The organism is Halorubrum sp. SD41, assembly GCF_058630335.1.
In genome coordinates this window covers 62382-84532 of the sequence record NZ_JBZVGZ010000016.1, presented here as the reverse complement: position 1 = coordinate 84532, position 22151 = coordinate 62382, and the positions used below count along the sequence as shown (strand labels likewise).

Annotated in this window: 21 protein-coding genes; 8 read left to right on the top strand and 13 right to left on the bottom strand. The window is 67.9% G+C overall.

The features are described from left to right. Positions 1–38: 38 nt before the first annotated feature. The 5 genes from AC4NMM_RS09285 to AC4NMM_RS09265 form a co-directional block, all read right to left on the bottom strand. Positions 39–701: a DUF4396 domain-containing protein gene (locus tag AC4NMM_RS09285; protein ID WP_491924142.1), complete on the bottom strand. Its 663-nt coding sequence runs from the start codon at positions 699–701 to the stop codon at positions 39–41. A gap of 3 nt (positions 702–704) precedes the next feature. Further along, positions 705–2057 carry an APC family permease gene (locus AC4NMM_RS09280; protein ID WP_491924141.1) on the bottom strand — a complete coding sequence of 451 codons (1353 nt, stop codon included), beginning with the start codon at positions 2055–2057 and terminating at the stop codon, positions 705–707. Between the two features lie 154 nt (positions 2058–2211). Continuing rightward, positions 2212–2397, bottom strand: coding sequence for a hypothetical protein (locus AC4NMM_RS09275; RefSeq protein ID WP_096395140.1), 186 nt, complete (start codon positions 2395–2397; stop codon positions 2212–2214). Between the two features lie 68 nt (positions 2398–2465). Beyond that, positions 2466–3206, bottom strand: coding sequence for a helix-turn-helix domain-containing protein (locus AC4NMM_RS09270; RefSeq protein WP_096395142.1), 741 nt, complete (start codon positions 3204–3206; stop codon positions 2466–2468). 301 nt (positions 3207–3507) lie between these two features. Beyond that, complete coding sequence (locus AC4NMM_RS09265; protein WP_096395144.1) at positions 3508–4581, bottom strand: aldo/keto reductase; 1074 nt, start codon at positions 4579–4581, stop codon at positions 3508–3510. A 153-nt stretch (positions 4582–4734) separates the two neighbouring features. Here AC4NMM_RS09265 and AC4NMM_RS09260 point away from each other — a divergent pair, with 153 nt between their 5' ends. The 4 genes from AC4NMM_RS09260 to AC4NMM_RS09245 all read left to right on the top strand — a co-directional run bounded on the left by AC4NMM_RS09260 (position 4735) and on the right by AC4NMM_RS09245 (position 7718). Further along, entirely contained in the window at positions 4735–5646 is a 912-nt protein-coding gene (locus AC4NMM_RS09260; RefSeq protein WP_096395146.1) for an acyltransferase, read from the top strand. 133 nt (positions 5647–5779) lie between these two features. Next, positions 5780–6373 (top strand): DJ-1/PfpI family protein, encoded by a 594-nt coding sequence (locus AC4NMM_RS09255; protein WP_096395148.1) that lies wholly within the window; start codon positions 5780–5782, stop codon positions 6371–6373. 14 nt (positions 6374–6387) lie between these two features. Beyond that, positions 6388–7227 carry an Nmad3 family putative nucleotide modification protein gene (locus AC4NMM_RS09250; RefSeq protein ID WP_491924140.1) on the top strand — a complete coding sequence of 280 codons (840 nt, stop codon included), beginning with the start codon at positions 6388–6390 and terminating at the stop codon, positions 7225–7227. A 77-nt stretch (positions 7228–7304) separates the two neighbouring features. Beyond that, the gene (locus AC4NMM_RS09245; RefSeq protein WP_096395153.1) at positions 7305–7718 is read left to right on the top strand and encodes a DoxX family protein; all 414 of its coding nucleotides are present in this window, start codon (positions 7305–7307) and stop codon (positions 7716–7718) included. Between the two features lie 139 nt (positions 7719–7857). Here the strand turns inward: AC4NMM_RS09245 and AC4NMM_RS09240 are convergent, their stop codons facing one another. The 4 genes from AC4NMM_RS09240 to AC4NMM_RS09225 all read right to left on the bottom strand — a co-directional run bounded on the left by AC4NMM_RS09240 (position 7858) and on the right by AC4NMM_RS09225 (position 12261). Further along, entirely contained in the window at positions 7858–9240 is a 1383-nt protein-coding gene (locus AC4NMM_RS09240) for an ABC transporter substrate-binding protein (protein WP_096395155.1), read from the bottom strand. Between the two features lie 208 nt (positions 9241–9448). Beyond that, on the bottom strand, positions 9449–11107 hold the full coding sequence (locus AC4NMM_RS09235) for a gamma-glutamyltransferase family protein (protein WP_096395157.1): 1659 nt from the start codon (positions 11105–11107) through the stop codon (positions 9449–9451). Between the two features lie 100 nt (positions 11108–11207). Beyond that, on the bottom strand, positions 11208–11513 hold the full coding sequence (locus AC4NMM_RS09230; RefSeq protein ID WP_096395159.1) for a putative quinol monooxygenase: 306 nt from the start codon (positions 11511–11513) through the stop codon (positions 11208–11210). A 244-nt stretch (positions 11514–11757) separates the two neighbouring features. Then, positions 11758–12261, bottom strand: coding sequence for a hypothetical protein (locus tag AC4NMM_RS09225; protein ID WP_096395161.1), 504 nt, complete (start codon positions 12259–12261; stop codon positions 11758–11760). 864 nt (positions 12262–13125) lie between these two features. On the opposite strand from AC4NMM_RS09225, the gene AC4NMM_RS09220 reads away from it, so the two are divergent. Further along, positions 13126–13794: a hypothetical protein gene (locus tag AC4NMM_RS09220; RefSeq protein ID WP_096395163.1), complete on the top strand. Its 669-nt coding sequence runs from the start codon at positions 13126–13128 to the stop codon at positions 13792–13794. A 686-nt stretch (positions 13795–14480) separates the two neighbouring features. Here the strand turns inward: AC4NMM_RS09220 and AC4NMM_RS09215 are convergent. After that, a complete protein-coding gene (locus AC4NMM_RS09215) occupies positions 14481–15137 on the bottom strand; it encodes an HVO_0476 family zinc finger protein (protein ID WP_096395165.1) in 657 nt (218 codons plus the stop codon). Between the two features lie 165 nt (positions 15138–15302). Between AC4NMM_RS09215 and prs the strand changes: the two genes are divergently transcribed. After that, positions 15303–16163, top strand: a complete 861-nt coding sequence (gene prs / locus AC4NMM_RS09210; RefSeq protein ID WP_096395167.1) for a ribose-phosphate diphosphokinase — start codon at positions 15303–15305, stop codon at positions 16161–16163. 3 nt (positions 16164–16166) lie between these two features. Here prs and AC4NMM_RS09205 read toward each other — a convergent pair whose 3' ends face one another. Next, entirely contained in the window at positions 16167–16733 is a 567-nt protein-coding gene (locus AC4NMM_RS09205; RefSeq protein ID WP_096395169.1) for a maltose acetyltransferase domain-containing protein, read from the bottom strand. 332 nt (positions 16734–17065) lie between these two features. Between AC4NMM_RS09205 and AC4NMM_RS09200 the strand changes: the two genes are divergently transcribed. Further along, positions 17066–17710, top strand: coding sequence for a LysE family translocator (locus AC4NMM_RS09200; protein WP_096395171.1), 645 nt, complete (start codon positions 17066–17068; stop codon positions 17708–17710). A 288-nt stretch (positions 17711–17998) separates the two neighbouring features. After that, positions 17999–19690, top strand: a complete 1692-nt coding sequence (locus AC4NMM_RS09195) for a Na+/H+ antiporter NhaC family protein (protein WP_092920490.1) — start codon at positions 17999–18001, stop codon at positions 19688–19690. A 148-nt stretch (positions 19691–19838) separates the two neighbouring features. Here the strand turns inward: AC4NMM_RS09195 and AC4NMM_RS09190 are convergent, their stop codons facing one another. Next, the gene (locus AC4NMM_RS09190) at positions 19839–20978 is read right to left on the bottom strand and encodes an ATP-NAD kinase family protein (protein WP_491924139.1); all 1140 of its coding nucleotides are present in this window, start codon (positions 20976–20978) and stop codon (positions 19839–19841) included. 473 nt (positions 20979–21451) lie between these two features. Then, a complete protein-coding gene (locus AC4NMM_RS09185) occupies positions 21452–22150 on the bottom strand; it encodes a competence/damage-inducible protein A (protein WP_491924138.1) in 699 nt (232 codons plus the stop codon). Between the last annotated feature and the right edge of the window lies 1 nt (position 22151).

Below are 22151 nucleotides of genomic sequence, written 5' to 3'. Positions count from 1 at the left end.
GAGGCGCGGCCGCGTCGAAGCCCTCGGACGGCGATAGACTAGGCCGCGTCGCGAGGGTCCATCATCCCTTCCTTTACGCCCATCCTGATCAGGAGGACGTTGACCGGATAGGCGGCGACGAGCCCCAGCGACAACGAGACCACGAGCGCGGACCAGAACAGCGCGTCCGTCAGTCCGGCCTCGCCCGCCAGCCAGAGGTCGGCCCCGATCGCCACGACTTCCATCACGGTGATACTCGGCGTTTCGCTCAGGAACGCGTCCCGCATCGCGCGAGGGAACGACACTCCGTCCTGCATGAGCGGGCCGACGGTCAGCGCGTAGCCGAACGCGTACGCGAACGCGAACGTCGTGGCCACGACGGCGAGGCGGTCCATCGCCAGCACACCGAGGGCGATGACAAGGCCGGTCACCTCGCCGGCGCCGCAGCCGGAGTAGCAGTGGCAGACGCTGCGAAAGCCTCGACGCCAGAGGCTGTCGCGCCGTATCTGACTCCGGCCGGAGTACCAGTACACCGCCAGTCCGATCGGGCCGGAGTACAACACGGTGAGACCCCAGACGAACTTCATCAGGCTCCCGAGGCCGCTGTTGTTCGAGCGGAGGTCGTGGCTCAGGGCCCCGAGGGAGACGGCGACGAGGGTCCCCCAGCCCAGCAGGTACGTGGGGTTCGTCAGAACGCCTTGAAGCGAGGTTCTGAGCGCCATATATCAGCGTTCCCCCACGATCCGAGTCGGCGGGTCGAACGCGTCGACCTCCTCCTCGATGATGTCGCGCTCGAAGTAGAGCAGTTCGACGGCGAGGACGAACGCCGCGATGCCGAGCACGGTGTAGAACGTGTTCGGCTCTCGGGTGTAGAGATTGAACAGCATAAGCGGGAAGAACGCCAGCGATCCGACCGTCCCGATCGCCGGGATGACGGCGTTCACCTCGTCGTGGTCGCGCTGCCGGAACGCGAGGTAGCTCATCGCGCCGAACACGAGGATGAACGACAGCGAGGCGAACGAAGTGATGGCCTCGAGGCTTCCGTACCACGTAAATATCGCGGTGACGCCGCCGAGCAACAGGACCGTCCGTTCGGGGATACCGTCGCCGTCCGGGCTCCCGATCCGATCCGGGAGCAGGTCGTCGCCGAGCAGTCCCTTGGCGAAATGCGCCGACGAGAACAGCGTCGCGTTGATCGCGCTCCCGGTCGAGAACAGCGCCGACAGCGCGAGAGCGACCGCCCCGAGCTGGGCCAGGCCGTAGGGCCGCATCGCGAGCCACGCGGCGTCCTTCAGCGCGACGTGCGGGCGGGACACGAGCGCTTCCGGGGCGAGGTTCACCGTCACCATCCCCGCGAGGACGTAGACGGCCACGGCGACGGGGATGGAGATGTACACGGCCTTCCGGATGGTTTCGACGGGGTCCTCGATGCGATCCTGGTCGTAGTAGAGGAGCTGCCACCCTTGAAACGCGACGAACGAGATGGCGGCCGCCGTTACGGGGTCGAAGCCGCCGAAGTGGCCGCGGCCGTAGTCGAACGGGGCGCCGCTGAACCCGAACGCGTACACCAGTCCGAGTAGCCCGAACGCGACGAGGATGCCGATCTTCAGTGCGACGAGGACGTTCTCGGCGACTCCGGTGGTTCGCGCCCCGAGCAGGTTCAGACCAACGAATCCGACCACCGCCAGCACCGAGGCGAGCGGCCGCACGGACACGCCCGCGACACGCGACGGGACGACACCGAACGCGGCCGTGAACTCGCCGAAGGCGAACGCGTACATCGCGATCGAGCCGACGTAGCCGAACAGGAGCGTCCACCCGATCATCCCGGCCACGGTCGAGTTGCCGAGGTAACACTGTACGAACGTCACCGAACCCCCGCGGTTATCCGTGAGGCGGTTGAGCGCGTTGTACGAGTACCCCGCACACGTGGCGACGACCCCGGCGATCAGGAACGCGAACCAGACGGCCGAGACCGTGATCTGCGCGACGACGCCGAGGACGGCGTAGATGCCGCCACCGATCATACCGCCGAGCGCCATCGAGAGCGCCTCTTTCAGTCCAAGATTCTCAGCCACAGCTATCAACCTCGGTTGTGGGAGGCCGCGTTTGGAGGGGGTTCAAAGCTTTGGCTTCCCCGTCGGTCATCGTACCGCTCCCGTCGCGGATAACGCACTACCGCGTCCGCCCGGCGCGGCGGCTCACGAGTCTCTCACCGGCCCGCCGCCCGACTCACTCCTCGTCGGAGCCGTCGCAGACGCCGAGCGGGAGCGACTCGGGGGCGTCGTCGTCGAGGCCGGCGTACGCGTCGTCGATGAGCCGAGCCAGCTGCGTCTCGGGGCTCACGCCGCGGGCGGCGGCGAGGGCGGTGAGACGCTCGTACTGCTCGTCCGGCACGGACACGGTTCCGTCGTCCATGTGCGCCGCTCCGTTCCGGAGCGACAAAAGCGTTGGTTCGGGCCCGAAATACGTCAAATCCGTTCAGATCACGACGAGTCCGTCCGGTCTCGCTCGCGCACGGCGCCGACCGGCTCGCCCTCTGCGAACCGGTCGAACAGCGCGTTCATCACCGCCGACTCCGCGCGTGAGAGGTGTTCCCAGACGGTCGTCGACCCGAGCCCCAGCTCCTCGGCGACCTCCTCGACGCCAACGCCGCCGCCGTGGTCGTAGTAGCCCGCGGCGATCGCGGTCGCGAGGACCTCTCGCTGCCGCTCGGTGAGCCCGTCGAGGAGGCCGGACGCGGGGAGCTGCGGCGAGCGCTCGATCGACGCGAGCTCGACGTTCCGCGCCAGCTCCACCTCGTTGCCGCCGCGCTCCAGCTCGCGCATCACCGCCGAGAGGTCGTCCCCGTCCTCGAGGTACGCCGTCCAGCGCTCGACCCCGCCCGAGATGGTCGTCCCCGTTCGGTAGTGGATCCCCATCTGCGAGAACCGGTCGCCGATCCCGTCCCAGTCGGCGGCGTCGACGTCGATCGTCAGCGCGACGTACGCGTGCGTGCCCTCGATCGGCGCGAGCGGCTCCGCCGACACGATCAGATCGAACTCCCGGAACTCCTCGACGAACGCCTCGATCTCGGCCGGCGGCCCTGTGAGTTCGGCGATCCGCTTGCGCTCGGGTCCGCTGCCGGTCATCGAGGAGACTGAGCGATACCGCACCTCCGGGTGGCGCGCGCTCACCTCGCACTCCGGCTCCCCCGCGTGGCGGATCCGGAACGTCACTTCCCGCATGGGAGGAGTAGAGGTGGCCGGGGTTCAAACGGGTTCCGGAGCGTCGCGAGCCATTTATACCCGCGACTGCGCAACGGTCGGCGTGGTGGCGATGACGAGTCGGTTACCCCCACCGAGCCCCCTGTGACGACGGGTTTCCACCGAGCCACCGTTCCTACCGCCGCCAGTGGCGCGGCCGCCGCTCGCGGTCGTGGAGCGCGGTGAAAGTGGTCGTAAGCCGACGAGTAGCGCCGCTGTCGTGCGGTTTCGACGCGAAATAGAAGGGTGGGTCGTCGTCGCAAGCGGCGGGGCGGGTCGCCGCTCAGTACGAGGCCGCGCGCTTGTCGAGGCCGGCCGCCTCGATGTCCTCGCCGTCGACGGAGGTGCGGAGGACGTCCATCCCGTCGTCGCGGTCGACGTCGAAGTTGCGGGCGTACAGCGCTTCGAGGCGGTCGTACTCGGCGTCGGAGATCGGCGGCACGTCGCTCGCGGCGCTCCACTCGGCGATGTCGTCGCCGTCGCGGAAGGTGGGCGTGACGGAGGCGACCTCGTCGTGCGCGAGCAGCCAGCGGATCGCGGCCTGCGCCATCGTGCGCGTCCCCTCGACCCCGTCGGGGTCCTCGAGGAAGCGGATGGCGTCGACCTTCTCCCAGCCCGTCTCGTACCACTCCTTCGGGCGGTGCGAGCGGTGGTCACCGTCTTCGAGGACGGTGTCGGGCGTCACCTGCTCGTTGAGGAGGCCGGAGGAGTGCGGGACGCGGGCGATGACCGACGTGTCGGAGTCGCTCTCGCGGATCGTCTCGACGAAGTGGCGGCCGGGCTCCTGCTCGAAGAGGTTGAAGACGGTCTGGACCGCGTCGAACTCCTCGTACTCGACGGCGGCGTCGCCCTCGGCGAGCCAGCCGATCGAGGGGCCGAGCGCCCAGCCGAGCGCGCGGACGCGCCCCGACTCCTTCCACTCGCGGAGGAGGTCCCGCACCTCGGGCGTGACGTCGTCGACGTTCGCGTTGTGTAACTGGAGCAGGTCGACGTGGTCGGTGTCGAGGCGGTCGAGCGAGCGCTCGAAGGCGGTTTCGAGGTACTCGCGGTCGAGCTCTTTCGGAAGCTCGCCGTGGCCGGCCTGCGGGTTGTTGTAGAAGTCGTAGCCGATCTTCGTCGCGAGCGTCACCTCGTCGCGGCGGCCGTCGATCGCTTTCCCGATTATCTCCTCGCTGTCGCCGTGGCCGTACACGTCGCCGGTGTCGACGTAGGTGACGCCCGCGTCGAGCGCCTCCTCGACCATCCCGACCGCCTGGTCGTCCGAGCGGTCGCCCCACCAGTCGGTACCGACGACCCACGCGCCGAAGCCGATCTCCGAGACCTCGACGCCCGAGTTACCGAGTTCGCGGTGTTCCATACTCGCCGTTGGGTGCTGGCGCACTTATCCGGTGCGGTCTCGGTCACCGCGTGGGAACGCCGCCACCGCGCGCGGGCCCGGATCGCGGGCGGCGCCCGCGCGTCCCGTTCGCACAACCGAATCCCTTTGAGGGACGGCGACGAAGGAGGGCCGATGACAAAGCGACACGTGTCCCTGCCCGACGGCGCCGAGGCCGGGGTCCGAGGGTTCATCGACGAGGTGGACGAGCGGCTCTCCTCGGACGAGGACACCTGCGAGGTCGTTCGCGACGTGCTGATCGACCTCCACGGCGACCGCGAGGCGTGGGAGGCGTGGCAGAGCGGCGAGTCGGTGTCGCGCGCCGAGCGCGTCCGCCTCCAGGGGTACGACCCGTGTAACGCGACGCTGGAGTCGGAGTACTACGCCGAGAAGGACGAGGACCGCTTCCAGCGCTCGAAACACCTCCAGTGGCTCTGGCGGCAGTTCGACGCCACGCCGATGGCCGACAACGTCGAGTTCGCGCTCCGCTTCCGACAGATGCTCGGCAAGCACCTGTTCGCCGAGTGCGGGGACAACTGTCGCTTCTTCAAGGGAATCTCCGTCACGTACGGCCACAACATCGAGGTCGGCGACAACGTCGTGATCCACGACGACGTCCACCTCGACGACCGCGGGAAGCTGACGATCGGCGACCGCGCGTCCATCTCCGACGGCGTCCACATCTACAGCCACGACCACGACATCGTCGACCAGACCGAGGTGCGGAACTTCCACACGATCGTCGAGGCGGACGCGCGCGTCACCTACGACGCGATGGTCAGGGCGGGCTGTCGGATCGGGGAAAACAGCGTCGTCGGCGCGCGCTCCGTCGTTCAGGGCGACGTGCCCGACCACCACGTCGTCGTCGGCTCGCCCGCGCGCTCCGTCCGCGTGAAACCCGGGTGGGAGGAGGCAGCGGAGGAGCTCGAAGACGGTCGGCTCCCCGACAACCAAGACGACCGCGAGATCGAGTACGAGCTCCCCGACGACCTCGAACAGTTCGACGAGTTTCAGCGGGACCTCCGGCCGCCGAACCAGTCCCGCTGACGCCCGCCGGTCTCCCTAATGCCGCCGTCCGGCTGACGGCGCGAGAACCGCTTTCGAGGGGGAGCGTATCATGGTATCACTCCCCAGTATCGTTATTGGCTAGTAGCGCGTACTGACAGACGGTGTTACGCGCATGCCAGGACAACAGATACTGATGATCGTCGGCGACTTCGGCGAGGACTACGAGATCATGGTCCCGTTCCAGGCGCTTCGGGCGGTCGGGCACGAGGTCCACGCCGTCTGCCCGGAGAAGGGGGCGGGCGAGACGGTCAAGACCGCGATCCACGACTTCCGCGGCGACCAGACGTACCTCGAGGAGCGCGGCCACGACTTCGAGCTCACCCACGGGTTCGACGACGTCGACCCGGCCGACTACGACGCCCTGGTCGTCCCCGGCGGACGCGCCCCCGAGTACCTCCGCGGCTACGACGAGGTGCTCGACGCGGTGCGCCACTTCTTCGAGGCCGACAAGCCGGTCGCGTCGATCTGTCACGGCCCGCAGATCCTCGCGGCGGCGGGCGTGCTCGACGGCTACGAGATGACGGCGTACCCGGCCGTCAGGCCCGAAGTCGAGGCCGCCGGCTGCTCGTGGGTCGACGGCGTGACGACCGACGGGAACCTCGTCACCGGGCAGGCGTGGCCCGACCACCCCGAGTGGATCGCGGAGTTCCTCGACCTCCTCGGTACCGAGATCGAACACGAGGGGGCCGCCGCGACGGCCGACTGAACCCCTCGTTTTTCGTGTCCGACCCCCGCGCCGTCGCCGTCAACGTCGCTGCCAACACGAACGAGCCGGGCTTCCGCGGCCCCGTCTATCCCGACGGCTCGTTCGCGTACGTCCCGATCCCCGAGTCGGCGCCGACGCTCTCCCGCGACCGGTTCCCCGTCGACGAGCCGGTCCCGGCCTACGGCGACCTCGACCTCCCCTTCGCGGTCCCGGCGGAGCTGCGCGGGACGCCCGTCCACGCTGACCCCGAGTTCCCGGGCGTCCACGGCCGCGAGCGGGCGACGTACGGCGACCCCTACGGGGTGAAGGCGTCCCGGATCGCCGACCTCGACCCCGGCGACTGGCTCCTCTTCTACGCGACGCTCACGCTGCGACCGCGCGGGTGGGCGGGACCGGGCGACGAGCGCGCGGGCGACCCGGAAGTCGACGAGCGCGGCGGCGCGTGGCTCCGCGAGCGGGGCGTCGACGTCGACGCCGACCTCGCGCCCGACTGGGGCGCGTACCTCTTCGCCGGGATGCGGGTCGAGCGCGTGCTCTCGACCGGGGAGGGAGACGGCGGCGACGGGGACGGTGGGGGCGTCGTCGACCGCGCGGCCGCCGCCGCGGTCGCGCCGACGAACGCGCACCTGAAGCGCGACCCGTTCGACGCCCGCGTGGTCGCGCTCGGCGACCCGGACGCATCCGGGCTCTTCGACCGCGTCGTCCCGCTGAGCGCGGCCGACGCCGGGGGCGAGGCGAACCCGATCGTCACCGACCTGTCGAGCGACTCCGGGAAGGGCCCTTGGTGGCGACGCCCGATGGCCTTCGACGCGGCGGCGACGAGTCGGGTACTGGAGCGTATCGACGGGGTGTGACGGGCCGGGTGCGACGCGGCGGGGGTCCGCTCCGGTCGTCACCGCGATTTATACCGTCGGCCGCCGTTACGAGAGGTATGAGCGACGACGAACCCACGGAGACGACCGACGAGGCGGTCGACCGCGGCGCGCCGTCGCGGCTCGGCCGCGTCCTGCTCGGGGTCGGCCTCGCCGCGCAGGCCTCGGAGGACTTCCGCGACATGGACGACACGATCGAGTACGCCGAGTCGGCGGGCGTCCCGATGCCGGACGTCGCCGCGCCGTTCGCTTCCGGCATGATGGTCGTCGCCGGGCTCGGCATCGCGCTCTGGCGGCTCCCCCGGGTCGCGACCGGCGCAGCGGTCGCGTTCCTGACCGTCGTCACCGCGACGATGCACGACTTCTGGAACGCCGACGAGGACGACAAGAGCGGCGAGCGGCTCGCCTTCTTCGGCAACCTCGCAATGTTGGGCGGGGCCTTGGTGTTCCTGCGCGAGGCGTACAAGAAGTGACCGGCGGCGGCGAATCGCGACGCGCAGCCGAATCGTCTCACAACCCGCTCCGGTGTCGATTCCGACTGTCTCGCCGCTCCTCGACGAGCGCAGCGGCTCACGAGCCACGAAAAAATCGGAGAACGGCTCTGGCGAACTCCTACTCGTTCAGCACGCTCGACCACTGGCTGGTGTACGTCGGCTGGTTCGGCTCGAAGGAGACGCGCTGAGTGATCGTCCCGTCGCGCTCCTCGAAGGCGTTCACGTACGCCTCCTCCAGGGACTGCCCGTAGGCGTCGTTGAGGTACAGCGTGCCCGAGCTCTCGGCGCCGACGTTGTCGCCCACGGCGAGGTCGGCCATCGCGGGCCCCTGGAGCAGGTCGGAGGGCGCGGTCCGGAAGATGTAGCCGTTGTCCTCTAAGTCCGTCACGTTCGGGTCGGTCGAGGACGGCGAGATGCCGACGACGCCGTTGGGGATGAACACCTGGTCTGCGACCTGGAGGTTGACGTTCGACGACGCCGGTCCGACGACGGCGCCGTAGCCGGCGTTGACGATGGCGTTCGCGCCCGAGATACCGGCCTGCGGGTTGGTCTGCGTGTCTTCGACCCGCGTCTCGACGTCGACGTTGATGCCGGCGTCGTTGACCTGTGTCGCGGCCAGCAGCGCACCGTCGCGGATCGGGACGCCGAGCGGACCGAGGTCGCCCGTCTCTGGCATCAACACGCCGATCCGTGCCGTGAACGAGTCGACGCCGACCGGATCCGCGGCCGTCGCGTTCAGGTCCTCCTCGGTGAGGTCGTTCCCGAACTCGACGGTGTCGATGGTTTCCAGTTCGCCGTTCCGGAAGTCGATGATGTCGTAGGCGGCCGTCGCGATGTCGCCGTTGATGTCGAAGTTGACCCTGGAGGACGCGCCGACGTAGTTGACCGGGTCGCCGCTCGCAACGGTCTCGACCGCGTCCGGGAGGTCCGCGGGCCCGAACTCCTCGCCGCCGGGATTGGCGACGGTCCGGACTCGGTCGCGGATCGCTTCGCCGTCGTTCTCGCCCGCCGCGGTCGCCGCGAGGATCTCGACCGCCATCGCGTCGTACGCCTGCGCGGTGAACACGCCCGGCTCCTCGCCGTACGCCTCCTGATACGACTCGGTGAAGAACTCCGCCCCGGGACCGCCCGCGGAGGGCGCGGTGCCGATGACGTTGTTCATATCGTTGTCGACCTCCTCGGGAAGGTCGGCGTCGATCAGCCCGTCGGGGACGATGATGTCGAGGTCGGGCGCGCTGTCGGCGAACTCGGAGTAGAAGTCGCGGAACAGCTGAATGCCGGACTGCGGGAAGCCGACGACCATCACCGCGTCGGGGACGTTGTTGGCGTCGCCGCCGTCGGAGCCGTCGCCGCCGTCCATTCCGTCACCGCCGTCAGACCCGTCGCTGCCGTCACCGCCATCGGACCCGTCGCCGCTCTCCGTCGAGCAGCCGGCGAGGCCCGCGATGCCGACCGCGCCGGCGCCCTTGAGTACGTCGCGTCGCTGGATTCGTCGCTTCATGCTGTGAGCGTATACCATACGAGCGCTTATAAGTGTATCCACGATCACAAATACCACAGCGCCGGAATTCGGACGCAGCAAGCCGCTTCCGTTCGGTACAGCCGCGCTCTCCCGACCGTTCGCCGATCGGCGGTCGACCGCGAACGCGGGGGTCGTTCTCGCTCGCTGATAGGATATCGGGCCGCGGGGCGGCGCGGTCGCCTCCGGCTTAGTACCCCTGCGCGTTCCCGTCCTTCCGGGGCTCCGTGGCGGCCGACAGCACTCCGCCTTCGTTCCGGGCGATCTGTGCGCCGCCGAACATGACCGGCGAGAGCGTCCGCACGTCGTGGTCCTTCCGGACCAGCTTCGCCGCGGCGTCGTCGTCGAAGTGCGGTTCGAGCCCCAGCTCGCCGCTCTCGCGGTAGCGCCAGCGCGGCTCGTCGAGCGCGCGCTGGAGCGGCATATCGTAGTCGACGATGTTCGAGATCACCTGAACGTGGCCCTGCGGCTGCATGTACCCGCCCATCACGCCGAACGCGGCCCAGTCGTCCTCGTCGAACCGGACGACGCCCGGGATGAGCGTGTGGAACGGGCGCTTGCCGGGTTCGAGGCTGTTCGGGTGGTCCGGGTCGAGCGAGAACGACGCGCCGCGGTTCTGGAGCGCGATGCCGGTGTCGCCGGCGACCAGGCCGGAGCCGAAGCCAGCGAACCGCGAGTTGATGTACGAGACGACGTTGCCCGCCTCGTCGGCGACGGTGAGGAGGACGGTGTCAGCGTCCTCCGCGTTCGCGTTCGGCACGCCGAAGGAGACGTCGTGCGAGGCGGTCTCGCCGACGCCAGCGGCGCGCTCCGCCGCCCACTCCTCCGAGGCGAGCGGCGGGACCTCCTCGTACTCGGGATCGGTGATGTAGCGGTGGCCGTCGTGGAACGCCCGCTTCATGGCCTCCGCGAAGTAGTGGACGCGCTCCGGCGAGTCGTACTCGTACTCGCCGGCGCCGAGCTCGCTCGCGACGTTGAGCGCTTCGAGGGCGATCAGTCCCTGGTTGTTCGGCGGGAGCTCGTACACCTCGGCGCCGTTGTAGGTCGTCGACACCGGGTCCGGCCACTCCACCTCGAAGTCGGCGAGGTCGTCGACGGTCATGAACCCGCCCCGCGACTGGACCTCGTCGGCGATCGCCTCCGCGATCTCCCCCTCGTACACCGCGTCGGCGCCCTCCTCGGCGATCGTCCGCATCGACTCGCCGAGCCGGGGGAGCGTCACCGTCTGGCCGACGCTCGGGGGCTCGTCGTCGAAGAGGAACGCCTCGCGGGCGTGGTCGTCGCTGAACAGCGCGTCGGCGCTCGCCCAGTACGACGCGATCACCTCGGACACCGGGTACCCCTCGGTCGCGTAGCGGATGGCGGGCGCGAGCGCGTCGGCGAGGCTGAGGCGTCCGAGCTCCTCGACGGTCGCCTCCCAGCCCCGGGCCGTTCCGGGGACCGTGACCGCGTGCGGGCCGTAAAAGGGCATCCCGGCCTCGCCGGCGTCGTCGACCGCGTAGCCGCCGTCGTCGGGGTAGTACGAGTCGGCGTCGTCGTCCTCGGCGAGCGCCGCCTTGACGTTCTCGATCGTCGCGTCCGCGGGCGCGCCGCCGCAGGAGCGCATCGCGCCCACGTCGCCGTCGGCGGTCCGGTACAGGGCGAACACGTCGCCCCCGAGCCCGGTCGAGGTGGGCTCGACGACGTTGAGCGCGGCCGCGGTCGCGACCGCGGCGTCGAACGCGTTGCCGCCCTCTCGGAGGACTTCGATTCCCGCTTCGCTCGCGAGCGGCTGACTGGTCGCCACCACGCCGCGCTGACCGTACACGGTCGACCGGCGCGACGTGAATCGGTCTAAGTCTGGCTCCATACGGTTCCGTCCGGGGCGCGAGAGAATAAAGCTCCGACCGGATGTGTCCGGTGTCGGTCCGCCGCGGTCGGCGGGACGCTCGGCTGCGACCGCGGACTGCTCAGGAGTGTTTGGCCGCCAGCACGTCGATCTCGTCGACCTGCGGCTCCTCGACGAACAGCTCGTCGGCGCGCTCGAACAGCTCCGCCGCGATCTCGCCGTCGAGGTGCGCCTGTCGGCCCTCCTCGTCGGGGAACGTGTCGAAGATGCCGAACGTGGTCTCGTCGAGCCGCAGCGCGAACCACGTCGTCGTCTTCTCCTCGGCCTCGGCCGCGGGGAGCGCGGACTCGAGGAACTCGGCCACCTCGTCGGCCTTCTCGGGCTTGGCTTCCAGCCGCGCCTGAAGCGCGTACTCGGAGTCGGACATTCCAGTAGATCGGAGGGCTGCGAGGCGTAAAACTCCCGTGACACCGGGTATCCGGACGCGGGGGGTATCCGGACGCGAAGCCCGATCCCTATCGACGGGCCGGGGGGACACGTCGACCGGTGCGACGGCACGCCTCACACTTCCTCTGAGCCGGCGGACGGGGCGGCCGGCATGGCGAGCGCGCCACGGTGCTGACCCGGTGTCACGGGGACAACGCCACTGTGCCCCGATCGAGCCGGAGCGTTCAGATGTACCCGAGATCCCGGCCGACCTCGCGCAGCGCGTCCTCCTGTCGGTCGGTGTCGTCGGAGTGGAGGTCGGCGATGATCCGCCGCTTGTCCGCCGTGCCGTACTCGGTGTGTATCTCCTTCACCAGGCCCTTGAGATCGGACTCGCTGAGCGTCTCGCCGGCGACTCGCCGCGAGATCTGCTGAATTCGCTCCGCGGTCCGATCGTACAGCTCGGTCTCCGAGATCGGATCGCGCGTCTGCTTCGCGGACCCGGCGGACGCTTCCGTCTCCGAAGCCGGATCGCGATCGATCCCGGCTCGCCTGTCTTTTTCCTCGCGGAGCTTCTGCTCCATCGGCGAGTGAATCGGATCGTCGAGCAACAGGTTCAGCTCGTCGTTCGTCAGGTCTCGCGGACTCGTCGCGCCGGTGTACAGGGACTCTTCGAGCCGCTCCTCGGAGGACTGGAAGTACTCCTCCGGCGCTCCGTCCCAACCGGTGCTGTTCGTCCAAGCGGTCACGTCACACCAGTTGGACCACCAACAGATTGTATCTTTCGGGAAAGTCCCTCGTGGCGCGATGTTCGGAAGCCGGCGTGACCGGAACACGGGACGGGGGTTCGAGTCGACCGAAACTCGACGTGCTTCTTCACCACTACTCTCTACCTACTGCGGTTCCGATAAAAACGAGTTTTTGGCTCTGTTGAAATCCTCTTTTTCAGATGGGCTCTTACCTGAAAAAAGTGGTCGCTGAAGAGTGCTTCTTGGTTGGTTTCGGGAGTGAGTGTAGTACGTCGTGAGTGAGGCTATTTATAAGCAGGATCGCGGTTTTGCTGTCGGTTATTTATAAGTGACTGACGCTGCTGCGGTGAGGGCCTTCAAAGCCCCAGCCGCGAGGCGGACGCACGCTCGCTGCGTTCCTTGGTCGCTCACTCCGTTCGCTCCCTGCGGTGTCGCCGGCGGCTTCGCCGCCGGCTTTCCGTGGGCGTAGCGCCACGCTACTTACGTCGCCTGCGTCCGTCTCGCGGCTGCCCCTTTGAGTCCCGCCCCGCACAGTCCCGCAACCGCACCTCACCCCTCCCCAACCTCGTCAGTCGCCTCCGCTTCGCTCCGGCGACTGACTCCCTCGCGGGCTGGCTCGCGGCCGCCGGTGGCGGCCGCTCGCAGGCGCGCCACCGCATTCTCTTTTTATAAGCGCTTGTCGCCGTCGCTCACGACTATTTGAATACTGTCTCGTCGCCACCGATCTGCGATACTCACTCCCGCTATCGCTCGCCGCTACCCCTGTACTGAGCGATTGGGGTGAAAACTATTAGATTCAGAGGATTTCAACAGAACCGAGCTTTTATATTTCAGAGGATTCACCCAATATAGGGCCTTTCGACCATGTCTCGTGACACCGATCACGGCGGTACCTTGGTCGCGGTAGTGGTGTTCGTCTGTTTTCTCGCTGGATTGGCGTCGGTCATCTCCGCGATGGCGACGTTCCTGCTGAACCCGTTCGGTATCGCAGACGCGTTCCCCTCGCTGCTAGTCGTTCCCGATCCGATCGGGGCAGTTCAGCGAGGCAGCGTCGGCGTCGGCCTGATTCTGCTGGCGGAGGTGGTTGATGCGCTGACGGGGCCGGAATACGTCGTCACCGACGCCGGCCTTGACGACGGTGTTATGATGAGTACCGCTGTACAGAGCGGGCTGATACTGTTGCTGTCCGGGATCTCCCTGTATTTCTCTCTCACGGGCCTCTTGCTCCTGCCATCGACGGTTTCGCTCCTTCTGGAATTCGCGGTCGTCGACGCTCTCGTCTCGGTCGTCGAAGCGGGCTTGTGGGTCGGTGTTGGTCTCCTGTTTCTGGGACTGGTGATGTGGCTCGCCCGTGAGAAACAGGCCGAAGGGACCCAGCCGCCGGAACCGACTGGAGCGGGCACTCGACAAGAGCGCGGAGATGGTTCCCGTGCTGATGCCCACGATGACGGGCCGGACTCAACCGGCGTCGAAAACGCGTCGCGAACGGGGACCGTACAGACCTCGTCGACGGTTGAACGGGACGACGCGTGAGAGTTCACCAACGGGTCGGGCGAGCGGCCTCCGGTTCGAACTCACCAGCGGGAGACCCCATCGAAGTCAGCGTGTTCGGCACGCGGCACCGAACTTTCGGGCTCGGATCCCCAGCACGGTGGCCGTATGTACCATCGTGTGTCCGCTGCCCGAAATCTCACGCGACGCCAATACACCGCGCTCGACACCGAAGTGTGGCCTCGGCACTCATAGGGCTCGTCGTCGCCGGGTGCCGAGTCCGGCTCGGAGCGGTGGTTCGTCATCGGCCGCTCGCCGGTAGTCGCGCCGTGGAATAAAAGGATCCGGCCGCGCCGTCAGTGCGACGAGCCGGCGTACTCGTTCCAGCGGTCGGTTCCGTTCGCGATCCGCCGGGTATCGGACGAGTCGAACGTCGCCGCGGCCTGCGCGACCGCCTCGGCGGCGGTCGGCAGGCCGTCGGTTCCGTCGTCGGCGTCGGTCGCACCGTCGTCAGCCGGGTTCGTCGATGGACCCGATCGGTCGGTCGTCGGTTCGGTCTCGGTCGCCTCGCGCGTGCTCGGACCGCCGGGACCGGTCGCCGTCCCCGCCGTCGAGCGTGCGTCAGTCGTGTACTACGGGTGGCACGACTCGACTGATGGGCGTATCCTTCATAATTGTTTATGTTGGTACGAGGTTTCGCCGGGCGGGGTGGGGAGAGCGCGCCGCGCCTACCAGGCCGACCACGCGGTGAGCGTCTCGTCGCGGGCGTACACCCGCTTGAGGTCCTTCGCGTAGGCGAGGTCGCCGGGGTGGTCGAGCTTCTCGTGGCGGTACTCGGGCGCGTCCTCGCGGATCTGGAGCCCCTCGACGGTGAACTCCTCCTCGCCGAACTCGACGGTCTCGTCGACGGTGAACTCGTAGTCGCCGGGGACGTTCACCCGCAGTGAGCGCGTTTGGTCCGCGTCGCCGTCCTTCGGGTGGAGCGTGACGGGGACCGCGACGTTGTCGACCGCGCGGGTCCACAGCGTCTCCACGTCGGTGATTTCAGCCTCCTCGACGCGGTTCTCCGGTCCGAGCTCGATCCCCGTGATCCGCACCTGCATCAGGGCGTCGTCGGTGTCGACGACGAACTCCTCGCCGGTCGCCACGTCGCCCTCGGCGGGCACGTCCATCGTCGTCGTGAACGAATCGCCGTCCTGCGAGACGACGATCGTCACGGCGACGGTCTCCTCCTCGGGGATCTCGGCCTTGTGGGTGTGGTCGCACTCGGTACAGCGGACGGTGGCCTGCCCGCCCGGGCTGAGGACCTCGTGGACGGTCGGCTCGGAGGGCGAACACGACGGACAGGGGAGCCCGACGCGCGCGCCGGCTTTGGTGTCGCTCATTGGGCGCTCGTACCCGCCGCGCCCGTAAATATCCGCCCCTGTGGGGCCGGTGTGGGTCGCGCTCGCGTGGCGCGCGCCGACGGGGTGCGGTTCCGCGGTCGGAACGTCCCGCCGAGGCCGCGCGGTAAGGAAACTGGTTTACCGGTGTCCGCGGAACGGTCGCCCATGATCGTACCCGGGTCCAGCTCGCAGCAGCTCGCGGCCGCGCTCGCCGCGGAGACGGGCCGGGCGCTCGCGACCCCGACATACGACCGGTTCCCGGACGGGGAGGGGCTCGCCGCGGTGCCCGACTTCGACGCCGACGAGGCCGTGATCGTCGCCGCGACCGACTCCGACGAGGCGTGGGTCGAACTGCTCCAACTCCAGGACGCCGTCCGCGAGGCCGGCGCGACGGGCGTGACCACCGTTGTCCCCTATATGGGGTACGCCCGCCAGGACGCCTCGTTCGGCGACGGCGAGCCGGTGTCGGCCCGCGCGATGGCGCGGGCGATCTCGACCGGGACCGACCGCGTCGTCCTCGTCAACCCCCACGAGGCGACCGTCGCCGACTTCTTCGACGTCCCCGTCGAGACGGTCGACGCCGCGGGCGCGCTCGCTGACCCGCTCCCGGCCGATCTCGACGATCCGCTGTTCCTCGCGCCCGACGAGGGCGCGATCGACGCGGCCGCCACCGTTCGCGACGCCTACGGCGCCGGCGAGACGGACTACTTCGAGAAGCACCGCGACCGCGAGACGGGCGCCGTCGCGGTGTCGCCCTCCGACGCGCCGGTCGCCGACCGCGACGTGGTCGTCGTCGACGACATCATCGCGACCGGCTCCACGATGAGCGAGTCGGTCGCCGTGCTCACCGACCGCGGCGCTGCGCGAGTGCTGACCGCCTGCGTCCACCCGGTCCTCGCGGCCAACGCGGTGACGAAGCTGCGCGCCGCCGGCGTCGACCGGATCGTCGGCACCGACACCGTCGAGCGGGGCTGTAGCGTCGTCAGCGTCGCGCCGGCGGTGGCCAATGCGCTCGACTCCCTGTAAAGATCACTCGTCGTCGTCGATTTCCCGGATCACCTCGGCCGGGTTGCCGCCGACCACCGTCCGCGCCGGCACGTCGTCGACCACGACGGCGCCCGCGGCGACGACCGCGCCGTCGCCGACCTCGACGCCGGGCGTGAGGACCGCCCGCCCGCCGATCCAGACGTCGTCGCCGACCGCGACGGGGTCGCCGAACTCGCGGCCTGCCGCGCGCTCGTCGGGGTCGATCGGGTGCGTCGCGGTGTACACGTGGACGCCGGGGCCGAGCTGACAGTTCTCGCCGAACGCGACAGGCGCGACGTCGAGAAAGACGCAGCCGTAGTTCGCGAAGAAGCCGTCGCCGACGCCGACGTTGTACCCGTAGTCGCAGCGGAACGGCGGCACGACGGTCGCGTCGCCGCGGACCTCGCCGAACAGCTCGCCGAGGAGTCGGTCGCGCCGGTCGGTCTCCGTCGGGGCGGTGGCGTTGTACCGCCGGCAGCGGTCCCGTGCGCGCCGGCGATCGGCGGCGAGTTCGGGAGCCGACGGGTCATACGCCTCGCCGGCGAGCATCCGCTCCTTCTCGCGTTCCATACATCATCGGCCGCGGCGAGCGACAAAGGGCTGTCCGTCGGCGCTGCCGAAGGTTGTTACAAAAACTCGAGGCGAAAAGCCTCGCGCTTCAGCGCGGGGAGGCTGTCGAGTCGACAGATGTCGTGATGGCCGTGCGGTACTCGGATTCAACGCACCGGACCGCTTCCGGGAGAGCGTAGCGGGATCACATTCTTTTTATTCAGCTTTGGGAAAATATATCGTAGTTGAGAGTATCCGTGGAGTACAATGCTTTTGATCCATAGTAACGTATATTCAGATAACGTTAGATTCTCCAATAAAAATAAAAAACCGAGAAATTGTTCTCTTCAACTATGCCCATTTTTGATCCTCCGACCCTCGTTGCGTTCGTTTCGGCGGCGGTCGTGGTCATTATTTCTCCCGGCCCCGATACGATATACGCCTTGACAGAGAGTCTCCGTCGCGGGCGCTATGCTGGGGCGGCTGCCGCGTGTGGAACGGCGACGGGAGTCCTCGTTCACACGACAGCAGCGGTACTCGGATTAGCTGCGATTGTCCGAACGTCAGCGCTCGCCTACACCGTCGTGAAATACGTTGGCGCCGCCTATCTCGTCTATCTCGGTGTTCAGACGTTCCGACACGACGAAGCGTTCGAGATCCGGAATCACCTCTCAGCGGAAAACACCTCACTTAAACGGTCATACCGGCAAGCGGTGACGATCAATGTCTCTAATCCAAAGGTTGCCGTCTTCGTCCTCGCGTTCTTCCCACAGTTCGTCTCTCAGCCGGCAAACGTCTCGCTCCAGATCTCCATTCTAGGGGTGACCTACGCTACTCTCAGCGTCCTGTACCTCTTGATCGTGGTAATGTTCGCCAGCCGCGTACGACACATCATCGTTAACTCCAAGACGATTTCTCGGTTTGTACAGTATGCGAGCGGTAGCGTACTGATCGGCTTCGGTTTAAAACTTGTAACCGAGAAGCAGCTCGGCGCGTGATCCCTGAGAAATTTCAAAAACCGTACTCGTACGATCACTATCCGTGATTTCGGCGCAGTCGTGTGTACTGTACTTCCGTCTGTGAATATGATAATCGTACGATAGACTGAGAATATTATTGATATCGTACGTCGACCGGGAAGGGTTCGAGACGTTTCGGCACGCCACGGAGGCCGTTGTAGATATATACGAATATTTATCATGGGTCGATATTCAATCGTGGGTGTGACCACCACAACCTACGGTCTGTTGGCGTTGGCGCCGCCGCTTCTTGCGATCGTACTGGCGATGACGACACGGCAGGTGCTCGTGTCCTTGTTCGCCGGCGTCTGGATCGGTGCGATGATCGTGGCGGGCTGGAACCCCATCGCCGCGACAGCGCTCACCATGGACTGGCTCGTAGAGGTGTTCCGGTCGCCATTCGACACGAAGTTCATAATCCTGATCATGTTCATGGGGGCGGGCGCGGCGTTCATCCATCGCTCCGGAGGCATACTAGCACTAGAGCAGTGGATCGGCGACCGAGTCGACAGCGCCCGCGAGTCGCAGATTCTCACCTGGCTCATCGGCGTGTTCATCTTCTTTAGCTCGTACACCAGCACGATTGTCACGGGAAACTCCACGCGGGACCTCGCTCAGGAGAACCGCTCCTCCCGAGAGATGCACGCGTATACGCTCGACTCAACGACCTCGCCCGTAGCGACCTTCGGGCCGGTGTCATCTTGGATCGGGTACCAAGTGTCGATGATTATCGTCGGCTTCGAGGCCGCCACGGTCACCGCCTCGGAACTCGGGATGACTCCCTTCGGACTGTTCCTCCAGAGCATTCCTTGGAACATCTACTGTTTCATGGCGTTCTTCATGGTCGGGTTCATCGCGATTACCCAGCGGTTCTTCGGTCCGATGCTCGACGCCGAGTGGCGAGCGCGGTCCACCGGTCAGACCATCCGTGAGGACGCGACACCGCTGTCGGACGTTTCACAAGACGTCGGCGAACCCAGCGATAAGAACCCGACGCTGGTGAACTTCTTCGGGCCGATCATGGTGTTGCTCGTCGTCAGCTTGGTCTCGATGTGGTGGCTCGGAGGTGGCCATAACCCCGGCGTCGGCATCTCGGAGGCGTTCCAAGAGACCGACGTGGCCCTCGGTCTTCTGTACGGTTCCTTCGCGTTCATGGTGTCTGGATTTGTCGGCGCGCTCGGCTACCGAACAATGGACCTCGAAACGGCCAGCGACACCATCATTCAGGGCTTCAAGACGATGAACATCGCCATCGCGATTATCGTGTTGGCGTGGTCGATCGGTTTAGCCGCAGAGAAGGTGGGCACCGCTCAGGTCATCGTCGACGTGATGGTCGGCAGCGGCGTCCCCGGGAGCTTCCTCCCAGTGATCATCTTCCTCGCGGCGATGTTCGTCGCCTTCACGACCGGTACCTCTTGGGGGACCATGGCTATTCTGACTCCGCTGGCAATCCCGCTGGGGTACGAGTTAGTCGGTCCCTCAATCCTCCCCGTGCTCGTCGGGGTGCTCTTCGGCGGCGCCATCTACGGGGACCACAGTTCGCCGATTAGCGACACGACAGTCATGTCGTCGATCTTCTCGGGCTCTGACCACATCGACCACGTTAACACCCAGATCCCGTTCGCCGGAACTGCCGCAGGGGTCACGGTGTTCGTGCTCGTGCTGTACGGTCTCGGTCTTCAGACGGCCTACGTCCTCTTGCCACTAGCGCTCGTGCTGACGGTGGTCGCGGTGCTCGCTCTCAACAAGTTTGACGCCAGACGCAAGGGACTCCCCGAGGTAATGCCCTCCGCCGACGCCATCGAGTCCGGCGAGGTCGACGTCGACGCCGTTGAGCGCGGTGAGGTCGACGGCAACAACGGGAGTCACGACCACCTCACGCTGGTTCCGGTGTTGGCGGTCACCGTCGTCGTCGTATACCTCGCCCTCGTGTTCGGGTTCGCGGTGATCGGTAGCTGAACCGACATCGACCCTCGGTCGATCTTCGCGTTGCGTGAGCGCTCAGTGACCTCGGACGGACTAGACGCCCGCCGGACGAGGGGTATTCCAGAGGTCCGGTCGCCACGGCCGTCGTCGCAGGTGACGGCGAGGCGGGACGCGCCCCGCCTCAGACGATCTTCATCATCCGCGTCTCGAACTTCCCGACGCGGACGCGGACCCACCCCGCGAGCTCCGCGTCGAGGTCGGGATCGTCGGTGTCGACGCGGAGGGCGCGCACGTCGTCGAGCTTCGCGCGCGAGGCGACGATCCGGAGGTCGCAGCGCCGGATCACGGCCGGCGAGATCTGGGGGTTGCCGCGGCCGAAGACGAACCCCTGCCCGCCGATGGGCGAGACGACGACGACGTTCTCCTCGCCGAGCGCGTCGAGGATCTCCGCCTCCGTCGCGTCGTAGGCGATCACCTCGCCGTCGCGCCACACGTCGACGCCGATGGGAGAGGGGTCGAAGCCGAGCTCCTCTTTGATCGCGCCGACGGTCGATCCCGGCCCGAGGACGAAGGTGACGCCCTCGCCGTCGCGCTCGCGGATGTCGGCCGCGACGCCCTCCGCCAGCGACTCGACGGTCCCGCTCGCGGTCTGTTTCGACGACTGGAGGTCCTCCGCGACCGGGACGTGTGCGACCCCGCGGAGCGTCGGGTTGACCTCCCCCTCGCGGTAGGCGTCCTCGTCGATGTCCATCACCTCGCGGCGCTCGGTCCGCGAGAAGGAGGCGGCGACCTCCGCGGCATCTTCCGGCGACACGGCGAACACCGACGAGTACACCTTCACGCCGGCCGGGACGCCGAGCATCGGCACGTCGGTCCCCTCCAGCGCGTCCGCGACGTCCGCCGCGGTGCCGTCGCCGCCGACGAACAGGACGAGGTCGACGGGGTCTCTCCCCTCCGTGCTGTCCCCATCCCCGTCGATACCCGCGAACGCCCGCACGACCGCGGCGGTGTGGGCCGCGGTCGTCTCCGTCGGCTCAGGGGGTGCCGCCGACTCCGACCCCTCGCCGTCGAACGGGTCGACGACGCGGACGGGGTCGAAGCCCGCCTCGCGGACGATCGACTCGCCCATCGGGTCCGCGGCGACGGAGCCCCTCGTCTCGGGTGCGACCGCGGCCAGCCGGTCGAGCATGCGCTTCGCCCGGTCGGGCGCCCGGGGCTCCGCGCCGCGCTCGACCGCCTCGGCCACCTTCCCGTCGGTCCCCTTCAGCCCGACGCGGCCGCCCATCCCGGCGACCGGGTTCACCGCGATCCCCACGTGCATGCCCAACGTTCACCGCGCCGGCCTCTTAAGCGAGCCGCGTCCGGCCGCGGCCCGATTAAGGGGCCGGCGGGCCCGTCCGACCGGGTGATAAAACTCCCCAACACGGAGGCCCGGGAATCAACAGGTGCCCGCTCGTAGCGCCGAGCGCCGGTGGAACGAGCCCGCCATCGGCGACGCAACCTGCTCGTCTCACCGGGACCGGATCCCTCTCACGGTAGCTGCCACGCGCCCACGCCTCCGGTCCCGTTTTCGCGTCCGCGCGGCGGCGGCCGACCGTCGGGTACCGCCGTCCCCGTTCGAGAATCAACGCTTAAGACGCCCCCAAGACAACTCCGGGACATGATCCTCGAAGCCGCCGTGACGGAGCCGCTGCCGATCAGCGCGACCGCGGGCGCGGTCCTGCTCGCGAGCCTCGCGCTCGTCGCCGTGTGGGTCGCGTACCTCTACCGCTAGGCGGACGGTCTCCGGACCGCTCAGGCGGACTCCTCCTCGACCGCGTCCGTGCGCTCGCGGATCCACGCCGCCGCGCGCTCGGCCTCTCCCTCGCTCTCCGCGGTGATCTTCACGGTGACGACCTCGCCCGGGTACGAGCCGACCCGTACGTCGAACCGCTCGCGAAGCGACGCGAACCGGTCGAGCAGCGCGCTCTCCGGCTCGTCGACGTCGACCGTGACCACGTGGGTCCGCGTTCCCGCGAACTCGTCGGCGACCAGGTCGAACATCGCCTTCATCTCCGCCGGCACCCCGGGGAGGACGTAGACGGACTCGACGACGGCGCCCGGCGCGACCCCGACCTCGTTCGGCAGCGGCCGGCAGTCCGCGGGGAGGTGCGTCGTCTCCGCCGCGAGGTCGCTCCCGCTGTACCCCCGCTCGGCGAGCCACGCGGCCGCCTCCTCGTTTTCTGCGAGGTCGCGCCCGAACGCGGCCGCGACCCCTGCCATCGTCACGTCGTCGTGCGTCGGGCCGAGGCCCCCGGTGACGACCACCGCGTCGTACTCGGCGTGGTACTCGTTGACGACGCGCGCGATCTCGCTCACCTCGTCCGGCACGACGGTCACCCGCCGGACGGCGACCCCCCGCGCGTCGAGGCGGTCGCAGAGCCAGGTGGCGTTCGTGTTCTCGGTGTCCCCGACGAGGAGCTCGTCCCCGACGGTGACGACGGCGGCGTTCATA

Coding starts and splice junctions, on each gene's coding strand:
- AC4NMM_RS09285 (WP_491924142.1), bottom strand. CDS start 701: ATGGCGCTCAGAACCTCGCTTCAAGGCGTTCTGACGAACCCCACGTAC.
- AC4NMM_RS09275 (WP_096395140.1), bottom strand. CDS start 2,397: ATGGACGACGGAACCGTGTCCGTGCCGGACGAGCAGTACGAGCGTCTC.
- AC4NMM_RS09270 (WP_096395142.1), bottom strand. CDS start 3,206: ATGCGGGAAGTGACGTTCCGGATCCGCCACGCGGGGGAGCCGGAGTGC.
- AC4NMM_RS09265 (WP_096395144.1), bottom strand. CDS start 4,581: ATGGAACACCGCGAACTCGGTAACTCGGGCGTCGAGGTCTCGGAGATC.
- AC4NMM_RS09260 (WP_096395146.1), top strand. CDS start 4,735: ATGACAAAGCGACACGTGTCCCTGCCCGACGGCGCCGAGGCCGGGGTC.
- AC4NMM_RS09255 (WP_096395148.1), top strand. CDS start 5,780: ATGCCAGGACAACAGATACTGATGATCGTCGGCGACTTCGGCGAGGAC.
- AC4NMM_RS09245 (WP_096395153.1), top strand. CDS start 7,305: ATGAGCGACGACGAACCCACGGAGACGACCGACGAGGCGGTCGACCGC.
- AC4NMM_RS09240 (WP_096395155.1), bottom strand. CDS start 9,240: ATGAAGCGACGAATCCAGCGACGCGACGTACTCAAGGGCGCCGGCGCG.
- AC4NMM_RS09235 (WP_096395157.1), bottom strand. CDS start 11,107: ATGGAGCCAGACTTAGACCGATTCACGTCGCGCCGGTCGACCGTGTAC.
- AC4NMM_RS09230 (WP_096395159.1), bottom strand. CDS start 11,513: ATGTCCGACTCCGAGTACGCGCTTCAGGCGCGGCTGGAAGCCAAGCCC.
- AC4NMM_RS09220 (WP_096395163.1), top strand. CDS start 13,126: ATGTCTCGTGACACCGATCACGGCGGTACCTTGGTCGCGGTAGTGGTG.
- AC4NMM_RS09215 (WP_096395165.1), bottom strand. CDS start 15,137: ATGAGCGACACCAAAGCCGGCGCGCGCGTCGGGCTCCCCTGTCCGTCG.
- prs (WP_096395167.1), top strand. CDS start 15,303: ATGATCGTACCCGGGTCCAGCTCGCAGCAGCTCGCGGCCGCGCTCGCC.
- AC4NMM_RS09205 (WP_096395169.1), bottom strand. CDS start 16,733: ATGGAACGCGAGAAGGAGCGGATGCTCGCCGGCGAGGCGTATGACCCG.
- AC4NMM_RS09200 (WP_096395171.1), top strand. CDS start 17,066: ATGCCCATTTTTGATCCTCCGACCCTCGTTGCGTTCGTTTCGGCGGCG.
- AC4NMM_RS09195 (WP_092920490.1), top strand. CDS start 17,999: ATGACGACACGGCAGGTGCTCGTGTCCTTGTTCGCCGGCGTCTGGATC.
- AC4NMM_RS09190 (WP_491924139.1), bottom strand. CDS start 20,978: ATGCACGTGGGGATCGCGGTGAACCCGGTCGCCGGGATGGGCGGCCGC.
- AC4NMM_RS09185 (WP_491924138.1), bottom strand. CDS start 22,150: ATGAACGCCGCCGTCGTCACCGTCGGGGACGAGCTCCTCGTCGGGGAC.